Genomic DNA, 17,869 nt, shown 5'->3' on the forward strand with positions numbered 1-17,869 from the left:
CGATTCGAGATTGATCGCAACCGGGATATTGTAAGGGTATATTACATAGGCAATTAATTTAGGTTACGAAATGTTATTATTGGTTAAGCTCTTTAAACAATATATAAATATAAGGTATAACTAATATTAAAAATAGAATTATCTAAATTATACATTGCGCTATCCTTATTATTACGTGTAATTTGCAATAGATTAATTTTTTTTTGCAAAACCGGCTATACCTCTTATTCAGCTTAAAAAACACTTTAAACTTTATAAAAATTCAGTTTTAAGGATATATGAAATTCGCATGGACAATTATACCATAGTGTAACGAGACTACCAAAAGCCGGCCCGTATTTAACATTTGAGCCCCATCCCGGATATGATATTTGCGTTTGAGTAAATTAAGTTAACGATGCACTACAAAATCAGTTGTTTCATATGTTTAATAGCAAATTACCCCCCGATATCTATCGGTAGCGTTAATGAACAGATGCGCCGATCTTTATTGTGCCTGCTCTATATGTATTATTACGCTGCTTCGCCTTGCATCAACATTGGGGTTAATGCCTATTTTCATTAAGAAATCTCCTGTGTATACAGTTTCAGCATTTACGTTGCTTTTAGCGCCCGGGTAAAGGTTGATCTCTTTTATCGTATACTTCCTGGTAGCATCAAGCCCTTTTAGCAATATGGGCCCCTTACTTCCGGAATCAAAACGATTATTAACTAAATAATTAAACATCACGGCGCTTTTTTTCAAGGTGTCAACATACATCACTGAGGCCACGTTATCTGTTTGTGGGTCCGAAAGCCGGTACTGATCTCCATGCCATATGATTGATTTAATGGCATTATATGTATTTACCGCGTCTTTGCAAAACCGCAAATCATGTGGGTTAAGTTTACTGGTAACAATATCAAAGCCTAATTTTCCCATCATGGCTACATCAACCCTATACTTCAATGGCTGCCGCCCCCAATCTGTAACGTGGTTTGAACTGGTAATAGCCGGATAGAAATAAGAATACTCCCATTGGATAAATATCCGTTCTAAAGGATCTGTGTTATCGCTCGGCCAAAACTCTGTAAAATATTGCAGCGCGGCATAGTCAACACGGCCACCTCCCCCAGAGCATAGCATCATGGGGATGTTGGGGTATTTTTGGCGTACACGTTGCAATACTTTATACAAACCACGTACGTAATCAACATAAAGCTGCGACTGATCGTGCTTTAAATGTGCCGAGTAGGCGTTGAATATTACTGAATTACAATCCCATTTTATGTAAGCTAACTTGGGGTCTTTAATAAAAAGCGAATCAACTACTCCAAACACAAAGTCCTGTACAGCAGGGTTACTCAGATCGAGCACTAACTGATTTCTGAAGTAATACTCGTCTCGTTTAGGTTGCTTAATAACCCAATCGGGATGCTTGTTGTATAGTATGCTCTTAGGATTAACCATTTCCGGCTCTATCCAGATACCAAATTTAACCCCATCTTTATCTGCCTCACGAGCAATAGAAGCTATACCATTCGGTAGCTTGTTATGGTTCTCCTGCCAATCGCCTAGGCCTGCCCTATCATCATTACGGGGGTATTTATTGCCAAACCAACCATCATCGAGCAAAAACAGATCAACACCAAGTTCTTTAGTATCTTTTAAAATATTAAAAAGCTTTTGCTCATTAAAATCAAAATAGGTTGATTCCCAGTTATTCAACAACGTTAACCTATCCCTTTTCCCATCCATTATCTTGTAATCGCGCGCCCAGCTATGTAAATGCCTGCTGGCATCACCTTTACCATGAGTTGAGTAGGTGTAAACAAAAGCAGGCGTTACAAAATCAATACCGGGCTTTAAGCGATAAGCAGAAGCGTAATTATTGATACCTGAAATAATACGCAAATGATCCTGAGGGTCTAATTCAAGATCGGTACGGAAATTACCGCTCCATTCCAAAGCCCCCATTAACACTTTACCATCATCTTCTGTTGAGGACCTATCTAACGATACCATAAAAACTGATGGCATAAAAAGATTTGCCCTGGTACCGAGCTTACTGTCCAAAGTTTTTATACCATGGGTTATTTGCGTTTCTTCCGGCCGCATTTCTTTAGCCCACTCTCCATGATATTGGCGCAACCAGTATGATTTTGCGCTAAGATTAAGATTGGCTGATGCGTACTTCTGTAAGATGATATCGCCTTTTTCGCGTTGGTTTATCACACTCCATTGTTCTATCACATCATCTTTAATATAGGCTTTATAAAAGAGTGTAACTTCTATGCTGTATACAGGATCTTTAAGCTTTACAGAAGTGAGGGAAATGTCTGTCGAAAGTTTTTCTTGCTTGTAACTAACATATCGCAGATCAAGCGACTGGTTACCATCCGCATGCTGAATGCTTATGGCTGGCTCTAATAAGTTCCGTGACCCGGACGATGTATATGCAGACCGGTAAACGCCACTGTAATCATTATTGTCTCCCGGACTAATAGCTTTATATTCTGAAGGATTATTTAATTTTTCTCCGAAATAAACCTGGGTAAGATCATTATTATTGCTTACTTGTAAAACTAACGCATTGTGTGCAGTTTCTACCGGCAAGGTTAGTTTTTGGGCAAAAGCACAATTTGTAAGCAAGCCCCCTATCAATAACAGCCGTAAATTTTTAATCAAGGTAAATATTATAATGGTTTACAAATCGCGCTACTGGATTAATTAAGACTTTAATTATCCATAGTGTAATCGCCACCCTAACACGTAGCAATATACGTCTATGTGACATAAATCCATTATTTTTTTGAAGGTATTACGGAAAATAAGCGAGAAATCTTGTCAGAAGAAATACTACTTTTTAAAATCAACTATTTGTTCATCTATAGGTAATTCCCTCGTGCGCATTTCAGTCGTCTCGCCGTTCGGTTTATGTAACCAGAATTGTTCAATTAAATAGGGCAGCCCCTCACCTAACAGTAAATTTGATGAAGTGGTGATTTCAAAATGAAGATGGGGTTCCCTTGCGTCTCCTGAAGCGCCTATTTTTGCCAACAAATCACCCTTATGCACTATATCTCCTTTTTTCACAAGCAAACTTCCGGGTTGCAAATGCATGTAGTGCGCATAATGGCCATTTCCCAAATCAATAACTATGGTATTACCTGCCAGCCGCTCAAATGTTAACGGAATAGCAGGATGAAACTGAGCACCATGACCGGGTATATTATTCGGCAAACCATCAACCTCTTTTACAACCCTGCCATTATCAACTGCATAAACCGGCTCCCCGTAACATAAATAAGCTTGCACATCTCTGGAGTTGCCAGAAAACGAAACGCCATCCCTTACCTTTTTCCAGTCAATAGCAAAGCGTCTCGAATTTGTAGCCCTGCCGTTGAGTATAACAACGCCCCGCCTGTGATGGTTATCGGCATCATTACTGGGGGCATCTGCCGCTAACCAATTAGTACCTTTTACGGGTGGAACAAGTACTTGCAAAGTTGTGTGATGTGTATTTATTACAGCACCATCTAATGAATCGTTCTGTGTTATTAATCTGTGAAGTAGTTTATCAGGTAATGCATTTTTCCTGTCTGTAGCAACTTGCATAAACATAATAACGCACTGCCCGCCCTTTATAATCAGCTTGTTTGCAGAAGCAGAGGATTCTCCAAACGTTTGCACCATGTTTACCAATTGCGCGCTGTCAAATAAAGACACCTCTTTTGCTGTAACCATTTTCTCATTCAACAACTTGATAGCTTGTAAATGAATGTCTGAATTGCTAAAATTAGTTAGATACAATTCATACAAAAGATATGATTTAGAGCCGTTTTGAAAAGCAGTTGGCGTAAACGGTACACGCATTTCCATTTGTACTGGAAAAGAAAAAGGCTTTTCCGCACCCTTTTTGTTACTATTTAGCTTGCTTTGGGCAAGTGATGGTGATATGTGAATAACAATACAGTATATAATTGTTAGCGCCGATGCAGTAATTTTTGGAATTCGCATGTACATATGATGTTTTTATTGGTTAGACGCATACTAAAAAAATGGGTTACATATTTACTGGCAATTGATGTATTGGTATTGAGTTTGTTATATCATAAAGATGAACCAATTAAATAAATCATTATTATCGGGTTTAACAGGCACCGCAACCATGACTATGGGAAGCACTCTGATGTCTAAAATATTTTCAGAGAACTTTTCAGAACCTGATCACTTAGAAACCATGATAGCCAGGCTGGCACCACAGCTATCCTCAAGGGCAAAAACAATTGCCGGCTGGGGGGCTCACTGTGCAATGGGGATTGTTTTTGCAACGGTATTTGTTGAAATATGGCAAACTAAAAAAATAAAAGCCAATTGGCGTAATGCCATATACTTAGGCACTGTAAGCGGTGTAATAGGTTTACTTATATGGAAAACCACATTTAAACTACATCCTCTGCCCCCATGGATCAACTACAAAAAATATTATTTACAACGTATCCCAGCACATATCATATTTGCTGTAGGTGCAACACTTGCTTACCGGCTGGCACAACCACAGGCTGATGATGATGATCATAAATAGTTACCATATCCGTACCCGTTCGTTTTCAGGTTTGAAATTTTTGTCACCGGGCTGTATATTAAATGCACGATAAAACGGTGCAAAATTCATTAATGGGCCATTTACGCGCCACATAGCCGGTGAATGCGGATTAGTATTTACGTATGTGCGAAGAAATGCGTCTCTTGTTTTTACCCGCCAAATACGTGCTATAGACAGGAAAAAACGCTGGTCTGGAGTAAACCCATCAATTTTTTCATTACCCTTACCCTGCTGGGTCATTTTAAAGGCATCATAGGCTACGGCAACACCGCCGTTGTCGGCTGTATTTTCGCCAAGCGTAAGTAAACCCTTAACATGTACTGTATCTAAAACCGTGAATGTGCTGTATAATTTGGCCAACTGCGCTGTCTTCTCTTTAAACTTTTTATAGTCGTCTTTTGTCCACCAGTTCTTTACGTTGCCATCTTTATCATATTGCGCCCCCTGGTCATCAAAAGCATGTGTCATTTCATGGCCTATTACCATACCAATGCCGCCATAGTTAATGGCATCATCTGCTGCAAAATCAAAATACGGGTATTGTAAAATACCGGCAGGAAACACAATTTCGTTCACAGGCGGGTTATAATAGGCTGTAACCGTCGCGGGAGTGGTTTGCCATTCCGTTTTATCAACCGGCTTATTCAGCTTAGCCAGTTCGTACTGAAAATCATTCCTGCTTAGCGACAATATGTTTTCGAAGTATTCTTCCCTGCTAATATTTACCTTATCATAATTGCGCCATTTATCCGGGTAACCAATCTTTTTAGTAATGCTATACAGCTTTTCTATCGCTTTTTTCTTTGTGCTATCACTCATCCAGTCTAATCGATTAATTCGGTTCTCAAAAGACTTTTGAAGATTGTTTACCAGTTCCAGCACACGTTTCTTGGCGTCTTCGTTAAAATATCGCTTAACATACAACTGCCCTAAGGCCATACCCAGGTAATTATCCACGTTAGCGGTCATGATCTGTTTACGTGGCTTTTGCTCGTCTTCGCCTGATAACACTTTATTAAAATTAAAAGCGGCATTAACAAACGGCTGACTAAGCTTGTCAGCATAGTTTTGAAGTGTAGTTGATTTAAAATAAACCTTCCAATCATGAATACTTACCGATGTTAACATAGTATTTAATGCCTGGTAATAAGCGGGCTGCGCCATATCTATAGAATCAGCTTTGGCACCTAGGTTAGTCAGGAATATTTTCCATTCGATCGCAGGTTGCGTTTTGGTGATCTCAGCAACAGGGAGCTTGTGAAAATTGGCATCAACATCCCTCAGTTCTATATTGCTTTTACTTGCATTAGCCAGTTGCTTTTCTATAGCGTAAGCAGTTTGAGCATCTTTTAAAGCGGTAACATTATTACTACCTGTTAAACGAAATAATTCCGCCAGGTACTTCTTATAGGCCTGTTGCACATGTAAAGTGGCAGAATCGGTTTTAAAATAATAGCCTTTCTCTGGTAAACCTATGCCAGCCTGGTAAACATGAGCGATATTAATAGCACTATTTTTATTATCAGGGGAGATACCAAAGCTTATAATGGAACGGTTCCCCGCTTTCATTTCATCTGTAATAAATTGAAGAAGAGACGCCTTGCTGTTGATTGCATTGATCCTTGCAAGTATTGGTTTAACCGGCGTATATCCACGGCGATTGATCGTGACCATATCCATGCCTGAAACATAAAAATCACCAACTTTTTGCTCAAGACTGCCGGCTACGTTTCGCGATTGAGAAACACTATCCAGGATGCGTTGCAACAGGCGTTTTTGCGGTATGTTCAAAAAAGAGTAGGAACCTACACCAGCCTGGTCGTTAGCTATCTTTACGGTATCATACCACCGCCCGTTCACGTATCTAAAAAAATTATCACCCGGCTTTACAGCAGGATCAAGACCTGCTACATCAACAAATTTTCTTGTTTGGGCATCAGCAATATGGCCTAAACTGAACAATACAGAAGTAAAACAGAGGGTAATGATTTTTTTCATGATATAAGTCTCGGTTTAAAGATAGTGATTCTGGCTTAACTTAAAGATGTGGTTTGCTTTCCGAGGTTATCAAAAAAAGAAATCCCTGAACGCTCGCCGTCAGGGATTCCAACCTAAACCTTATCACAATTTACCGGTAAGAGTACCGGTATTGAGCTGCAAATATATGCAGCTTTGTGTGTTATTTAAACACTAACTTTAATTTCTAATGAATATTTAATATTCTTTAAATTAGAGAAGATGTCAAAAATCACTTGCTTTTGTTTCGCGTTTATAAGTTCGCGGACTTATCCCGGTAACCTTTTTGAATACCTTAGAAAAATAGAACAAACTTTTAAAACCGGTTTCAACAGCTATTTGCGCCAAGGTCATTTGGGTAGTTACTATGAGGTATTGTGCACGTTCAATTCTTCTGGCAACGATATAGGCTACAGGTCGTTCTCCGGTATGCTTATGAAATAACCTTGAAAAATAATCGATATTATGGTTTGCTCTTTTTGCAAGAATACTCGCATTGAGTTCTTCCTGCAAATTAATCTGTATGTAATTCATGGCATCCTGTATCTTAGCTGAAATGTTGCCTGATTCTTTGTTTATAAAAAATTCCTTATTCAGGAAACGGGAAACCAGTTGAAGGATGATACCCTGTGTTTCGAAAAATGTGGAAATATTCTGCTGGTTGTTTAGCTCCTTGTATTCCTTGTAAAAAATATCTTTTTCATAAAAGCTTGGATTATCTGACCGGTTTATACCCCTGCCTGGGTTGATCTCCAGTAATCTTGCAATGTTTAAAACATCCATTTCATTTGCCTTAACTTTTATTATTGAGCGTTTAGCCGCAAATAAGGACACCCCATCGCATGATTCTTCAAAGAATTGAATAAAATACTGGCTTAAATAGCTGGTACAGCTTAGGTTGCAAAGTGTAAAACTGGGTATAAGAAAAAGATAACCTGGTTCTAATATGAATGTATTTCCCAGATCTGATATCTCCCCCTCTCCGGCGTCAATATAATACAACCTGTAATAAGGGCTTATCACATTCCTGTAATTCCATCTATTGTCCAATTCAACATGGTCAATATTTAGCAAAGAAAAATTATGTTTTAATATTCTTTTCAATGTGTAAGCGACTTTTATCTAAAACCATGAAGAATTTATCGAATATACATCGGTTTTATATAAAAAAAAGTCTTAAAAAGCCAAATATTTAGCAGTTGAGTAAATTAATTTTGAAGGTAACAACTATCTTGGTTGTTCACCAATTATTGCATCTGTACTGATAAATATTTAATAAAGGTTGCAGACAAACCATTCAAATGACGATTTCAATACGAAAAATCACATCCGCAATTACGCTTACAGCATTAGCAGTAATCTTTGCAATTTACAATGCCCAAGCTCAAAATGGCCTTACCTTGTGGTACAACAAACCGGCTAAAACATGGACAGAAGCCCTGCCTGTTGGAAACGGTAGAATAGGCGCTATGATTTTTGGCGACCCTACAAAAGAGCTGATACAGCTTAATGAAGCCACCTTTTGGAGCGGCGGGCCGGTTAAACGAAATGTTAACCCAAATGCGGCAAATGCGCTGGCAAAAACCCGTGAAGCCCTGCTTAAGGAAGATTATGAAAATGCCAATAAAATGGTTACCGGTATGCAAGGCGTGTATACACAGTCATACCTACCGCTGGCAGACCTTAACCTGAAGCAGGATGTAGGTACAACAAATGTTGAAGCATATAAGCGTACACTATCTGTTGAAAATAGTGTAGCTACGATAACATTTAGGGCGGCTGGTATTATTTACACCAGGGAGATCATTGCTACATTTCCGGATAAGGCCATTATTATTCATCTAACTGCTGATAAGCCCGGAAAAATTAACATTAACGCTGGCTTGAGCAGTTTAGTGAAATACACTGTTGAACCTATAAACCAGGATGAACTTTTATTAAAAGCGAAGGCCCCTGCCCAGGTTGACCCCAATTATGTTAATTACAACGCAGAGCCGGTTAAATATGCTGATAGCACTAATTGCCGTGGTATGCGTGCCGCATTACAGATAAAAGCCATAGCCCTGCACGGAACGGTAAGTAACGGCAAAGAGGGATTAGCAGTAAAAAATGCTGATGAAGTTACGCTTTACATATGCGCTGCAACAAGTTTTAACGGATTTGATAAATGCCCCGATAGCGACGGTAAAAATGAATTAGCAATCTGCGACCAGTTTACGCAAGCCGCAGCAAAAAAAAATTGGCAGCAGTTATATAAAGCCCATTTGGCTGATTACCAATCTTTATTTAACAGGGTAAAAATCAATTTAGGTAAAACGGGGACATCGCAGGAACTATTACCTACAGACAAAAGGCTTTTAGCCTTCAGTAAAGGGGCTGTCGATCCACAGTTTGAAGCCTTATTTTATCAATATGGTCGTTATCTGCTTATCAGCTCATCAAGGCCGGGTGGGCCACCGGCCAATTTGCAGGGTATTTGGAATAATTTATTAAGGGCTCCCTGGAGTTCCAACTATACTATTAATATCAACACTCAAATGAACTACTGGCCTGCAGCTACCACCAATTTGCAGGAGTTGGAATATCCTCTTTTTGATTTTATAAAGAATTTATCTGTTACAGGGTATAACACAGCGCATGATTTTTACCACATGCAGGGTTGGGTAGCACACCACAATACGGATATATGGGCCATTAGTAATCCCGTTGGCGACTTAGGTAAAGGCGACCCAAAATGGGCCAATTGGTATATGGGCGCCCCCTGGTTATGTCGCCATTTATTTGAGCGTTACTTATTCAGCAAAGATGAGTCATTTCTAAAGCAAGCTTACCCTGTAATGAAAGGTGCGGCGGAGTTTTTAGTTGACTTCCTTGTAGAAGATAAGAATGGGTACCTGGTAACATCGCCGTCATTTTCGCCTGAGAATGATTTTATTGACGATCATGGTAAAGAAGGCAACACATCTATAGCTACCACCATGGATATGTCCATCATTCGCGATCATTTCCGCAATTGTATTGAAGCCTCGGAGGCATTACATACCGATGTTGCTTTTCGCAACCTGTTAAAAACTAAACTGGCTAAACTTTATCCATTACATGTGGGCCACAAAGGCAATTTGCAGGAATGGTATAAGGACTGGGAAGATGTTGATCCGCACCACAGGCATGTAAGCCAACTGTTCGGGCTGCACCCCGGCAGGGAAATATCGCCGCTTACCACGCCCGAATATGCGGCTGCAAGCCGTAAAACACTTGAACTGCGTGGAGATGCCGGTACCGGATGGAGTTTAGCATGGAAAATTAACTTTTGGGCGCGCTTGCTCGACGGCGACCATGCCTATAAACTCCTGCGCGATTTAATGCGCGATCTCAGTATTTCTAATGGAGGTGGTCTCTACCCTAACCTGTTTGACGCGCATCCTCCTTTTCAGATAGATGGCAATTTCGGCGCTACATCTGGCATAACAGAGATGCTGCTCCAAAGCCAGTTAGGTGAATTGCAACTGTTACCAGCTTTACCAAAGGCATGGCAAAATGGATCGGTATCAGGTTTAAAAGCCAGAGGTGCCTACACCGTGGCGATAAACTGGGAAAAAGGGCGGCTAAAAACGGGAAACATATATGCTGAAAAAGGCGGCAAATGCATTATCCGTACACAGAACCCAATACTGGTTAAGGGAATATCAGCATCATCAGTGGCATCTAAAGGTGGTTATCTCACAAGCTTTACAGCCAGGCAGGGAAGCACATATCAAATAAATGTATTATAACTTTCGAATTACAGGGCTTTAGCCATAAAATATTAAATAATGGAAAGAAGAACATTACTCAAAGGTATGGCATTGGGCTTATCCTCAATATACCTGTCTAAAAGCTACGCTGGCACTTTATTGAATGTCCCTTACGCAGCCGGCCCCTTTAAGCCAAACTGGAACTCGTTGGCAAATTATCAGGTTCCGGAGTGGTTCCGTGATGCAAAATTTGGTATGTGGGCGCATTGGGGCCCACAATGCCAGCCTGAATATGGCGATTGGTATGCACGTGAAATGTACATGGAAGGTGGCCATAAATACAAATACCATGTTCAAAAATATGGGCACCCCTCTAAATTCGGTTTTAAAGATGTAATTAACGAATGGAAAGCTGAAAAATGGGATCCTGAAGAATTAGTAGGTTTATACAAAAAAGCCGGCGCTAAATATTTTATGGCACTGGCCAACCATCATGATAACTTTGACCTGTATGATAGCACCCATCAAAAGTGGAACTCTACTCGGATAGGCCCCAAGAAAGACATTATAGGCAGCTGGGCTAAGGCAGCCAAAAACAACAATCTTCGTTTTGGCGTAAGCGTACATGCCGCACATGCATGGAGCTGGATGGAAACCGCGCAACGGGCAGATAAGACCGGGCCTTACGCTGATATTCCTTATGATGGCAAGTTAACTAAGGCCGATGGTGCCGGTAAATGGTGGAATGGTGAAGACCCGCAGGAATTATACGCCCAAAACCATCCATTGAGTAAAAATAGCCAGGACAATGGTATGATCCACAGGCAATGGGCTTGGGGAAACGAGGTTTCTGTACCTTCAAAAGCATATTGCGATAAATTCTATAAAAGGACTATCGAACTTTTAGATAAGTACGAACCAGACGCTATTTATTTTGATGATACAATTTTACCATTATGGCCAATAAGTGATGCGGGTTTACGCATAGCGGCGCACATGTATAATTCAAGTATAAAAAGGCACGGCAAACTGGAAGCTGTGTTATTTGGTAAAGTTTTGGACGAAAACCAACGCAAGTGCCTGGTATGGGATATTGAAAGAGGGCAAAGCAATACAATAGAACCCATACCTTTTCAAACAGACACCTGCATAGGCGACTGGCACTATGACCGACAGATTTACGACCGAAACGGCTATAAAGATGCTAAAACGGTTATTCATATGCTGGTAGATATTGTTAGCAAGAACGGAAACTTGATGCTTAATATACCGGTAAGAGGTAATGGTACAATTGATGAAAAAGAACGCGCGGTAGTTGAAGACATTGCTTCATGGATGCAGGTAAACAGCGAAAGCATTTATGGTACCCGCCCATGGACAGTTCACGGCGAAGGCCCTGCCCTGGAATCTGCCGCTCCTTTAAATACCCAGGGATTTAACGAAGGAACGGGAAAACCTTTCGGCCCGGCTGATATACGTTTCAATAAAAAAGGTAACATCCTGTATGCCACCATGCTGGCATGGCCGGATAATAATACCGCGCTTATTAAAAAACTCGCCATGAATCAGGGCAGCAGGGTTGAAAAAGTAAGCCTGCTTGGATATCCAAGCGAAGTGAAGTTCGACCAGACAACCGATGGGTTGAAGATACAACTGCCCGGTACTCCTCCCGGCAGGTTTGCATATGTATTTAAAATTCATGGAGCTATTGCATAGCTTATGATGGCTTGAGTGATCAGGGTTAAAAGCTTTGATCACTCAAGCATTTTGAATACAATAAACAATAACAGATATCGCACATTATTACAAAAATGATTAGAATTAGCGTTTTGACTATGCTGATTGTCGCGTTGCTCTGCGGCGATATTTTTAGTCAGTCTACCAAAACTCCAGTCGTTTGGGGCAACTGGACAAAATGGGGCGACCAGGGTAACGGCACCTATCGCAACCCCGTTTTGCCCGGCGATTATAGCGACGTGGACTGTATACGCGTAGGCAGCGATTATTACGCCGTTTCATCTACTTTTCAATACGCTCCGGGTTTTGTTGTTCTGAAATCAAAGGATTTGGTCAACTGGAAAATCTTAGGACACGCGGTTAACGACATCGCATCCATATCCCCGGCCATGACTTATAAACAAATGGATCGTTACAGCAAGGGTATTTGGGCGGGCGCCATACGCTATCACAACAACCGTTTCTGGGTATATTTTGGCGATCCCGATGAGGGTTATTTTATGACATCCGCCAAAAAAGCCGAAGGTCCGTGGGCTCCTTTAACACGTGTGTTAGCCGAAAAAGGATGGGACGATTGCTGCCCCTTCTGGGACGAAGACGGCCAGGCTTACCTCATCGGGACGCATTTTGCAGATGGCTACAAGATACACCTGTTTAAAATGAGTGCTGATGGCAAATCGCTTATCAAGGGTTCTGATAAGGTTATTTACCAATCAAATGGCAGCGAGGCCAACAAGCTTTATAAGATTAAAGGCTACTACTATCACCTGTTTAGCGAGGTTAAAAATAATGTGCGCGTGCTAATGATGGAACGCACTAAAAATATATGGGGACCTTATGAAGGCCCAAGGCAGCTGAGTGAAGGCCAACCACGATACAATGAGCCTAACCAGGGCGGTTTGGTAGAAACCCAATCGGGCGGCTGGTATTTTTTAACGCACCATGGGTCCGGAGATTGGTCTGGCCGTATATTAAGTTTATTGCCGGTCACATGGCTTGATGGCTGGCCCGTAATAGGCCAACCTAACCAGGCTGGCATTGGCGAAATGATTTGGGAAGCAAAAAAACCGGTAGCTGGCCAACCAAGGGTAATTCCGCAAAGCAGTGATGAATTTACTGGTACTTCTATTAAACCGCAATGGGAATGGAATTACCAACCAAAACAGGATATGTGGTCATTAACACAACGAAAAGGCTGGTTAAGGCTACATGCCTTTACGCCGCTAAAAAACGATCTGCTTTATGCAGGTAACACGCTAACTCAGCGCACCTATCGCACAACCAACAACGAAGTAACCGTAAAAATAGATATCAGCGGAATGGCTGATGGTCAAAAGGCTGGGTTATCTCATTTTGGCGCACCGTATTATTCAACCCTGGGTGTAGTGTGCATCGGCAACGAAAAGAAGCTGGCTTTTGGCACAAAAGATAAAATTACTGAAGGCCCTGTAATCAGCGGCAAATACCTTTGGCTGCGTTCTGTTTGGGGGTTAGACGGCTTAAGCACTTACAGCTACAGTACCGACGGAAAGAGTTTTAAAACCTTCGGCGAAAGCTACCAATTAAAATGGGCCTCATACCGCGGCGACCGCTTAGCCATTTATAGCTACAACACCAAAGCTGATAGCGGTTATATAGACGTTGATTTTTTCCACTATAAATATACCAACTAAGAAATAGCCCCCTACTCTGATGATGAAAACATTGTTTATAACGGTAATGAGTTGCTTGTTAGCCATCACGGCGCTGCATGCACAATCATGGACTGCCGATAATGGTAACGGCACCTACACTAACCCTCTTTTTTATGATGAGTTTTCTGACCCGGATATTATCCGTGTAGGTAACGACTTTTATATGACCGGTACCACCATGCATAGCGTTCCCGGTTTGCCTGTTCTGCACTCAAAAGATCTGGTCAACTGGCAAATGGTTAGCTACGCAATGCCTCGGTTTAACCTCGGGAAAGAGTTTGATCTGGCTGATGGTAAAGAAGCTTACGGGCAAGGTATATGGGCACCTTGCATCCGTTACCACAACGGTACTTTTTACATTTTTTCTAACGTAAACAAACACGGGCTACAGATTTTTACAGCAACAAATGCAGCAGGCCCGTGGAAGCAGCATGATCTTAGGCGCCATATTTATGACCTTTCTGTTTTATTTGAGAACAGCAAGGTTTACATCGTTTTTGGTGTTGGCGAGATAAAAATGATAGAACTAAAACCCGACCTGAGTGGTTTTGTACCTAATAGTGAAAGGGTGATCATTCCTGAAGGTAAAGCTTTGGGCGAGGGTAATCATTTTTACAAAATAAATGGCAAATATTATATTACTAACGCCGATGCCGGCCGCTTGCAATGCGCACGTGCAACCAATATTTACGGCCCTTATGAAACTACTGTGATAAGTGCTAAAGAAACCATGGGGACTGCGTTAGGCTGGTTTACAAAAGATGTTTGGCTTGATACTCCCCTGCCAGCTGCGACAGATAAACTGACCATTTTTAAACAGAACGACAGGGTATTTGGCTCGGTACCCATGCACCAGGGCGGTATAGTAGACTTGCCAAACGGCGATTGGTGGGGATTCTCTATGATGGATTTCCGGTCTGTAGGGCGAACAACATTTCTGTCGCCGGTTACCTGGAAAGATGGCTGGCCTTTCTTTGGCATTGAGGGTAATCTGGGCCGGTCGCCACGCACATGGTTTAAGCCCAGAGTTAGCGCGCCGAATAAGCCGCACGCGCCCTACCAGCGCAACGATGATTTTAAATCAGGCAAACTGGCATCGGCATGGCAATGGAACCACAACCCCATTGATAGCAAATGGCAGCTAAAAGCAGGTTCGCTGCAATTACATACCATGCCGGCAAAAGATTTTCTTTGGGCCCGCAATATGCTAACACAAAGAGGCATTGGCCCTGAGTCATACGCGACGGTGCAACTAAATGCTAAAAGCCTTAAAGACGGCGATATTGCCGGCCTCGGTTTAATGAATATACCATACGCCTGGGTAGCCGTGCTGCGTAATGGCAGCCGCTATATACTGCGCATGTTTGATCAGTATAAACAACAAACAATCGATAAGCCTTTAACATCCCCTCTTATACACCTCCGCGCCTTCGGGAATTTTGATAATGATATAGCCCAACTAAGTTACAGTACAAATGGTAGCCACTTTGAGAACATTGGCGATAGCATACGTTTACCGTACCAGCTAAAAACCTTCCAGGGAACCCGGTTTGCGCTTTTTGCATATAATACCAAAGGGCATGAAGGTGGTTACGCAGCTTTTAGCCGCTTTATGGTTACCGAACCTATGGCAAACAGAACTAATAATTTGCCTGTAGGTAAAACCATTATGCTTACCAACCTGGCTAATAACCGCATGGTTTGGGCAAACCCGCATGGGATGCTTTGCCCGGGGAAAATCTACAAACCCGGAGAAACAGATGAAGCCTGCTTATTTAAAGTGCTTGACCGCGGCAATGGGAAAGTTGCTTTGCAGGCCGTTAACGGGAACGGCTTTGTTACTATCACCGGCCAAGGTTTAGCTGCCGATGTACGCTTACTGCCGGAAGAATCTGAGGCAAGTTTATTTGTATGGCAGGATATGTTAAGAGGCCAAGGCATGCTGCTATCGTTAAAAACAAACCGCTTTGTTGGCCTCGACCCAAACACGGGCGAAGTATACTCTGCCGGTTGGGCAGGCACACTACCCGGCCGTAAAGACGGTACTGTTTTTATGTGGCAACAAGTGAAATAGCTTATAATAATTACCCCTCATATGAAAATCCTAACTAAAACACATGCGTTTATCCTGTTTCAAGTATTATTTGTATTTGTCCACAAAGTAGCATTATCTCAAAATAAGGCCTCTCATTCGCTTATCTCCCCTAACGGAACCATCAAATTGGTTTTAGAAAACCACTACCGGGCCGGTAACGATGCGGAAGCATCGACACGCTTTGATGTTTACTATAAAACAGCCGGAAAGTTTACGCCTGTTATTACGGGTAATGAGTTGGGTATAGCAACAGATGCAGGCGAATTTAAAAACCTTAACCTTAAGCAAGTTGGCTCAATCAATCGCATAAACGAAAAATACGAAATGATCACTGGCAAACGCAAGCTTTGCACAAACGCAGCTACCGAACGCTCATTTACTTTTGTTAATTCTGAAGGGAAAATATTGAACGTTATCTTTAGAGTTTACAATGATGGTGTTGCTTTCAGATATCAAATTCCTAAATGGGAGAATAAAACCATAAACGTAAAAGACGAGTTTACCGCTTACCATATACCGGCCAATACAGAACGTTGGGTACAAACCTACGATCCGGGTTATGAAAACTTTTACCCTTACAGTACCACTGGTGAAAAAAATAAAGCTTGGGCCTATCCTGCATTATTTAAAACAAACAATTTACCTGTGTGGTATCTGATATCTGAAGCAGCCAACACAGAAATGAATTGTGCAGCGAGGCTAACCAATGATAAAGACGTTAACACCTACAAAGTTACCTACCCTGAGCCGAGAAAAAACTTTCGGCAACAGGGAGCTATTTCAGCTTTGCCTTGGGTATCGCAGTGGCATACGCTTCTCATAGGTTCACTTCCTACTGTAGTGCAATCTACTTTAATTACTGACGTTAGTGTGCCAAACGTATTTCAAAACACGGATTGGATAAAGCCGGGAAGCGTTTCGTGGATATATTGGGCTTACAACCACGGCTCAAAAGATTACAAAAGAGTTACTGAGTATATAGACCTTGCCAAAACTATGAACTGGCCATACGTATTGATAGACTGGGAATGGGAAAGTATGGGTAATGGCGGCAATTTGGAAGATGCTATAAAGTACGCACAGTCAAAAGGTATCGAACCAATGCTTTGGTATAACTCCGGAACCACAGACTGGACTGGTGATTCTGAAAAGATAAAGGTAAAAGCTAACCGCATTAAAGAGTTTCAGTGGTTAAATAGAATTGGCGTGTACGGCGTTAAGATAGATTTCTTTGCCGGAGACCAGCAGGACATGATGAGGCTTTATCTTGACATTTTAAGGGATGCGGCTCAATATCATCTGATGGTTGATTTCCACGGGGCGACCATACCACGAGGCTGGGCCAGAACCTATCCTAATTTAATGACCACTGAGGCCGTTTACGGCGCCGAGTGGTACAACAATAACGAAGTACTTACCAACAAAGCTGCCGTACATAATACAACACTACCTTTTACGCGTAATGTTGTAGGATCTATGGATTACACCCCGGTTGCGTTTACTAACAGCCAGCATCCGCATATTACTTCATACGGGCACGAGTTAGCACTGTCTGTTGTATTTGAATCTGCCTTACAAAACTTTGCAGATAGACCGCAAGGCTTTTATGACCTGCCCGATGCTCCCCGCAATTTTTTAAAAGCTGTGCCAACTGCCTGGGATGAAACTAAGTTGCTAAGCGGTTTCCCCGGCGACCATATTGTTATGGCACGGCGCCGCGGAACCAAGTGGTACATTGGCGGCTTAAACGGACTTGACCAGGCTAAGACATTAAAGTTTAATATTGATTTCATCAAATCAAAAAATGCAAAGATCAGCATTATAAAAGATGGTGATAATGATAAATCATTCGGAATCAGCTCAAGACAGGTTACCAAAGGGCAAAACATAGAAGTAGAATGTTTACCTCGCGGAGGATTCGTGGCGGTGGTTGAATAGTAAACCGTCCAAAACTAAAAAGCCCTTGGTAATGTACACCAAGGGCTTTTTTTTGTATAAGGCTGT

At 41.7% G+C, this 17,869-nt stretch carries 10 protein-coding genes; 6 read left to right on the top strand and 4 right to left on the bottom strand.

The annotated features are described in order from the left end of the window. Positions 1-487 precede the first annotated feature (487 nt). Both CKK33_RS13480 and CKK33_RS13485 read right to left on the bottom strand, forming a co-directional pair. On the bottom strand, positions 488-2,668 hold the full coding sequence (locus CKK33_RS13480; protein ID WP_095704605.1) for an alpha-galactosidase: 2,181 nt from the start codon (positions 2,666-2,668) through the stop codon (positions 488-490). Positions 2,669-2,839: 171 nt separating this feature from the next. After that, complete coding sequence (locus CKK33_RS13485; protein WP_158223439.1) at positions 2,840-4,000, bottom strand: M23 family metallopeptidase; 1,161 nt, start codon at positions 3,998-4,000, stop codon at positions 2,840-2,842. A 100-nt stretch (positions 4,001-4,100) separates the two neighbouring features. Here CKK33_RS13485 and CKK33_RS13490 point away from each other — a divergent pair, with 100 nt between their 5' ends. Next, positions 4,101-4,568, top strand: a complete 468-nt coding sequence (locus CKK33_RS13490) for a hypothetical protein (RefSeq protein WP_095704607.1) — start codon at positions 4,101-4,103, stop codon at positions 4,566-4,568. On the opposite strand, the gene CKK33_RS13495 is transcribed toward CKK33_RS13490, so the two are convergent. Together CKK33_RS13495 and CKK33_RS13500 are read right to left on the bottom strand one after the other, a co-directional pair. Then, on the bottom strand, positions 4,569-6,587 hold the full coding sequence (locus CKK33_RS13495) for a M13 family metallopeptidase (RefSeq protein ID WP_095704608.1): 2,019 nt from the start codon (positions 6,585-6,587) through the stop codon (positions 4,569-4,571). Positions 6,588-6,830: 243 nt separating this feature from the next. Then, positions 6,831-7,709 (bottom strand): AraC family transcriptional regulator, encoded by an 879-nt coding sequence (locus CKK33_RS13500; protein ID WP_095704609.1) that lies wholly within the window; start codon positions 7,707-7,709, stop codon positions 6,831-6,833. Positions 7,710-7,906: 197 nt separating this feature from the next. Here CKK33_RS13500 and CKK33_RS13505 point away from each other — a divergent pair, with 197 nt between their 5' ends. The 5 genes from CKK33_RS13505 (at position 7,907) to CKK33_RS13525 (ending at position 17,803) form a co-directional block, all read left to right on the top strand. Further along, entirely contained in the window at positions 7,907-10,378 is a 2,472-nt protein-coding gene (locus tag CKK33_RS13505; protein ID WP_095704610.1) for a glycoside hydrolase N-terminal domain-containing protein, read from the top strand. Between the two features lie 39 nt (positions 10,379-10,417). Then, on the top strand, positions 10,418-12,055 hold the full coding sequence (locus CKK33_RS13510; protein WP_095704611.1) for an alpha-L-fucosidase: 1,638 nt from the start codon (positions 10,418-10,420) through the stop codon (positions 12,053-12,055). Positions 12,056-12,174: 119 nt separating this feature from the next. After that, entirely contained in the window at positions 12,175-13,749 is a 1,575-nt protein-coding gene (locus CKK33_RS13515) for a glycoside hydrolase 43 family protein (RefSeq protein WP_095704612.1), read from the top strand. 46 nt (positions 13,750-13,795) lie between these two features. Beyond that, positions 13,796-15,844, top strand: coding sequence for a glycoside hydrolase 43 family protein (locus tag CKK33_RS13520; RefSeq protein ID WP_198952471.1), 2,049 nt, complete (start codon positions 13,796-13,798; stop codon positions 15,842-15,844). Positions 15,845-15,865: 21 nt separating this feature from the next. Beyond that, positions 15,866-17,803: a glycoside hydrolase family 97 protein gene (locus tag CKK33_RS13525; protein ID WP_095704614.1), complete on the top strand. Its 1,938-nt coding sequence runs from the start codon at positions 15,866-15,868 to the stop codon at positions 17,801-17,803. The last annotated feature ends 66 nt before the right edge of the window (positions 17,804-17,869 follow it).

The sequence above is a fragment of the Mucilaginibacter sp. MD40 genome (assembly GCF_002288635.1).
GTDB lineage: Bacteria > Bacteroidota > Bacteroidia > Sphingobacteriales > Sphingobacteriaceae > Mucilaginibacter.

What these genes read in the sequence shown, in the direction of transcription:
- CKK33_RS13485 (WP_158223439.1), bottom strand. Translation starts at nt 4,000, where the DNA reads ATGCGAATTCCAAAAATTACTGCATCGGCGCTAACAATTATATACTGT.
- CKK33_RS13490 (WP_095704607.1), top strand. Translation starts at nt 4,101, where the DNA reads ATGAACCAATTAAATAAATCATTATTATCGGGTTTAACAGGCACCGCA.
- CKK33_RS13495 (WP_095704608.1), bottom strand. Translation starts at nt 6,587, where the DNA reads ATGAAAAAAATCATTACCCTCTGTTTTACTTCTGTATTGTTCAGTTTA.
- CKK33_RS13505 (WP_095704610.1), top strand. Translation starts at nt 7,907, where the DNA reads ATGACGATTTCAATACGAAAAATCACATCCGCAATTACGCTTACAGCA.
- CKK33_RS13510 (WP_095704611.1), top strand. Translation starts at nt 10,418, where the DNA reads ATGGAAAGAAGAACATTACTCAAAGGTATGGCATTGGGCTTATCCTCA.
- CKK33_RS13515 (WP_095704612.1), top strand. Translation starts at nt 12,175, where the DNA reads ATGCTGATTGTCGCGTTGCTCTGCGGCGATATTTTTAGTCAGTCTACC.
- CKK33_RS13520 (WP_198952471.1), top strand. Translation starts at nt 13,796, where the DNA reads ATGAGTTGCTTGTTAGCCATCACGGCGCTGCATGCACAATCATGGACT.
- CKK33_RS13525 (WP_095704614.1), top strand. Translation starts at nt 15,866, where the DNA reads ATGAAAATCCTAACTAAAACACATGCGTTTATCCTGTTTCAAGTATTA.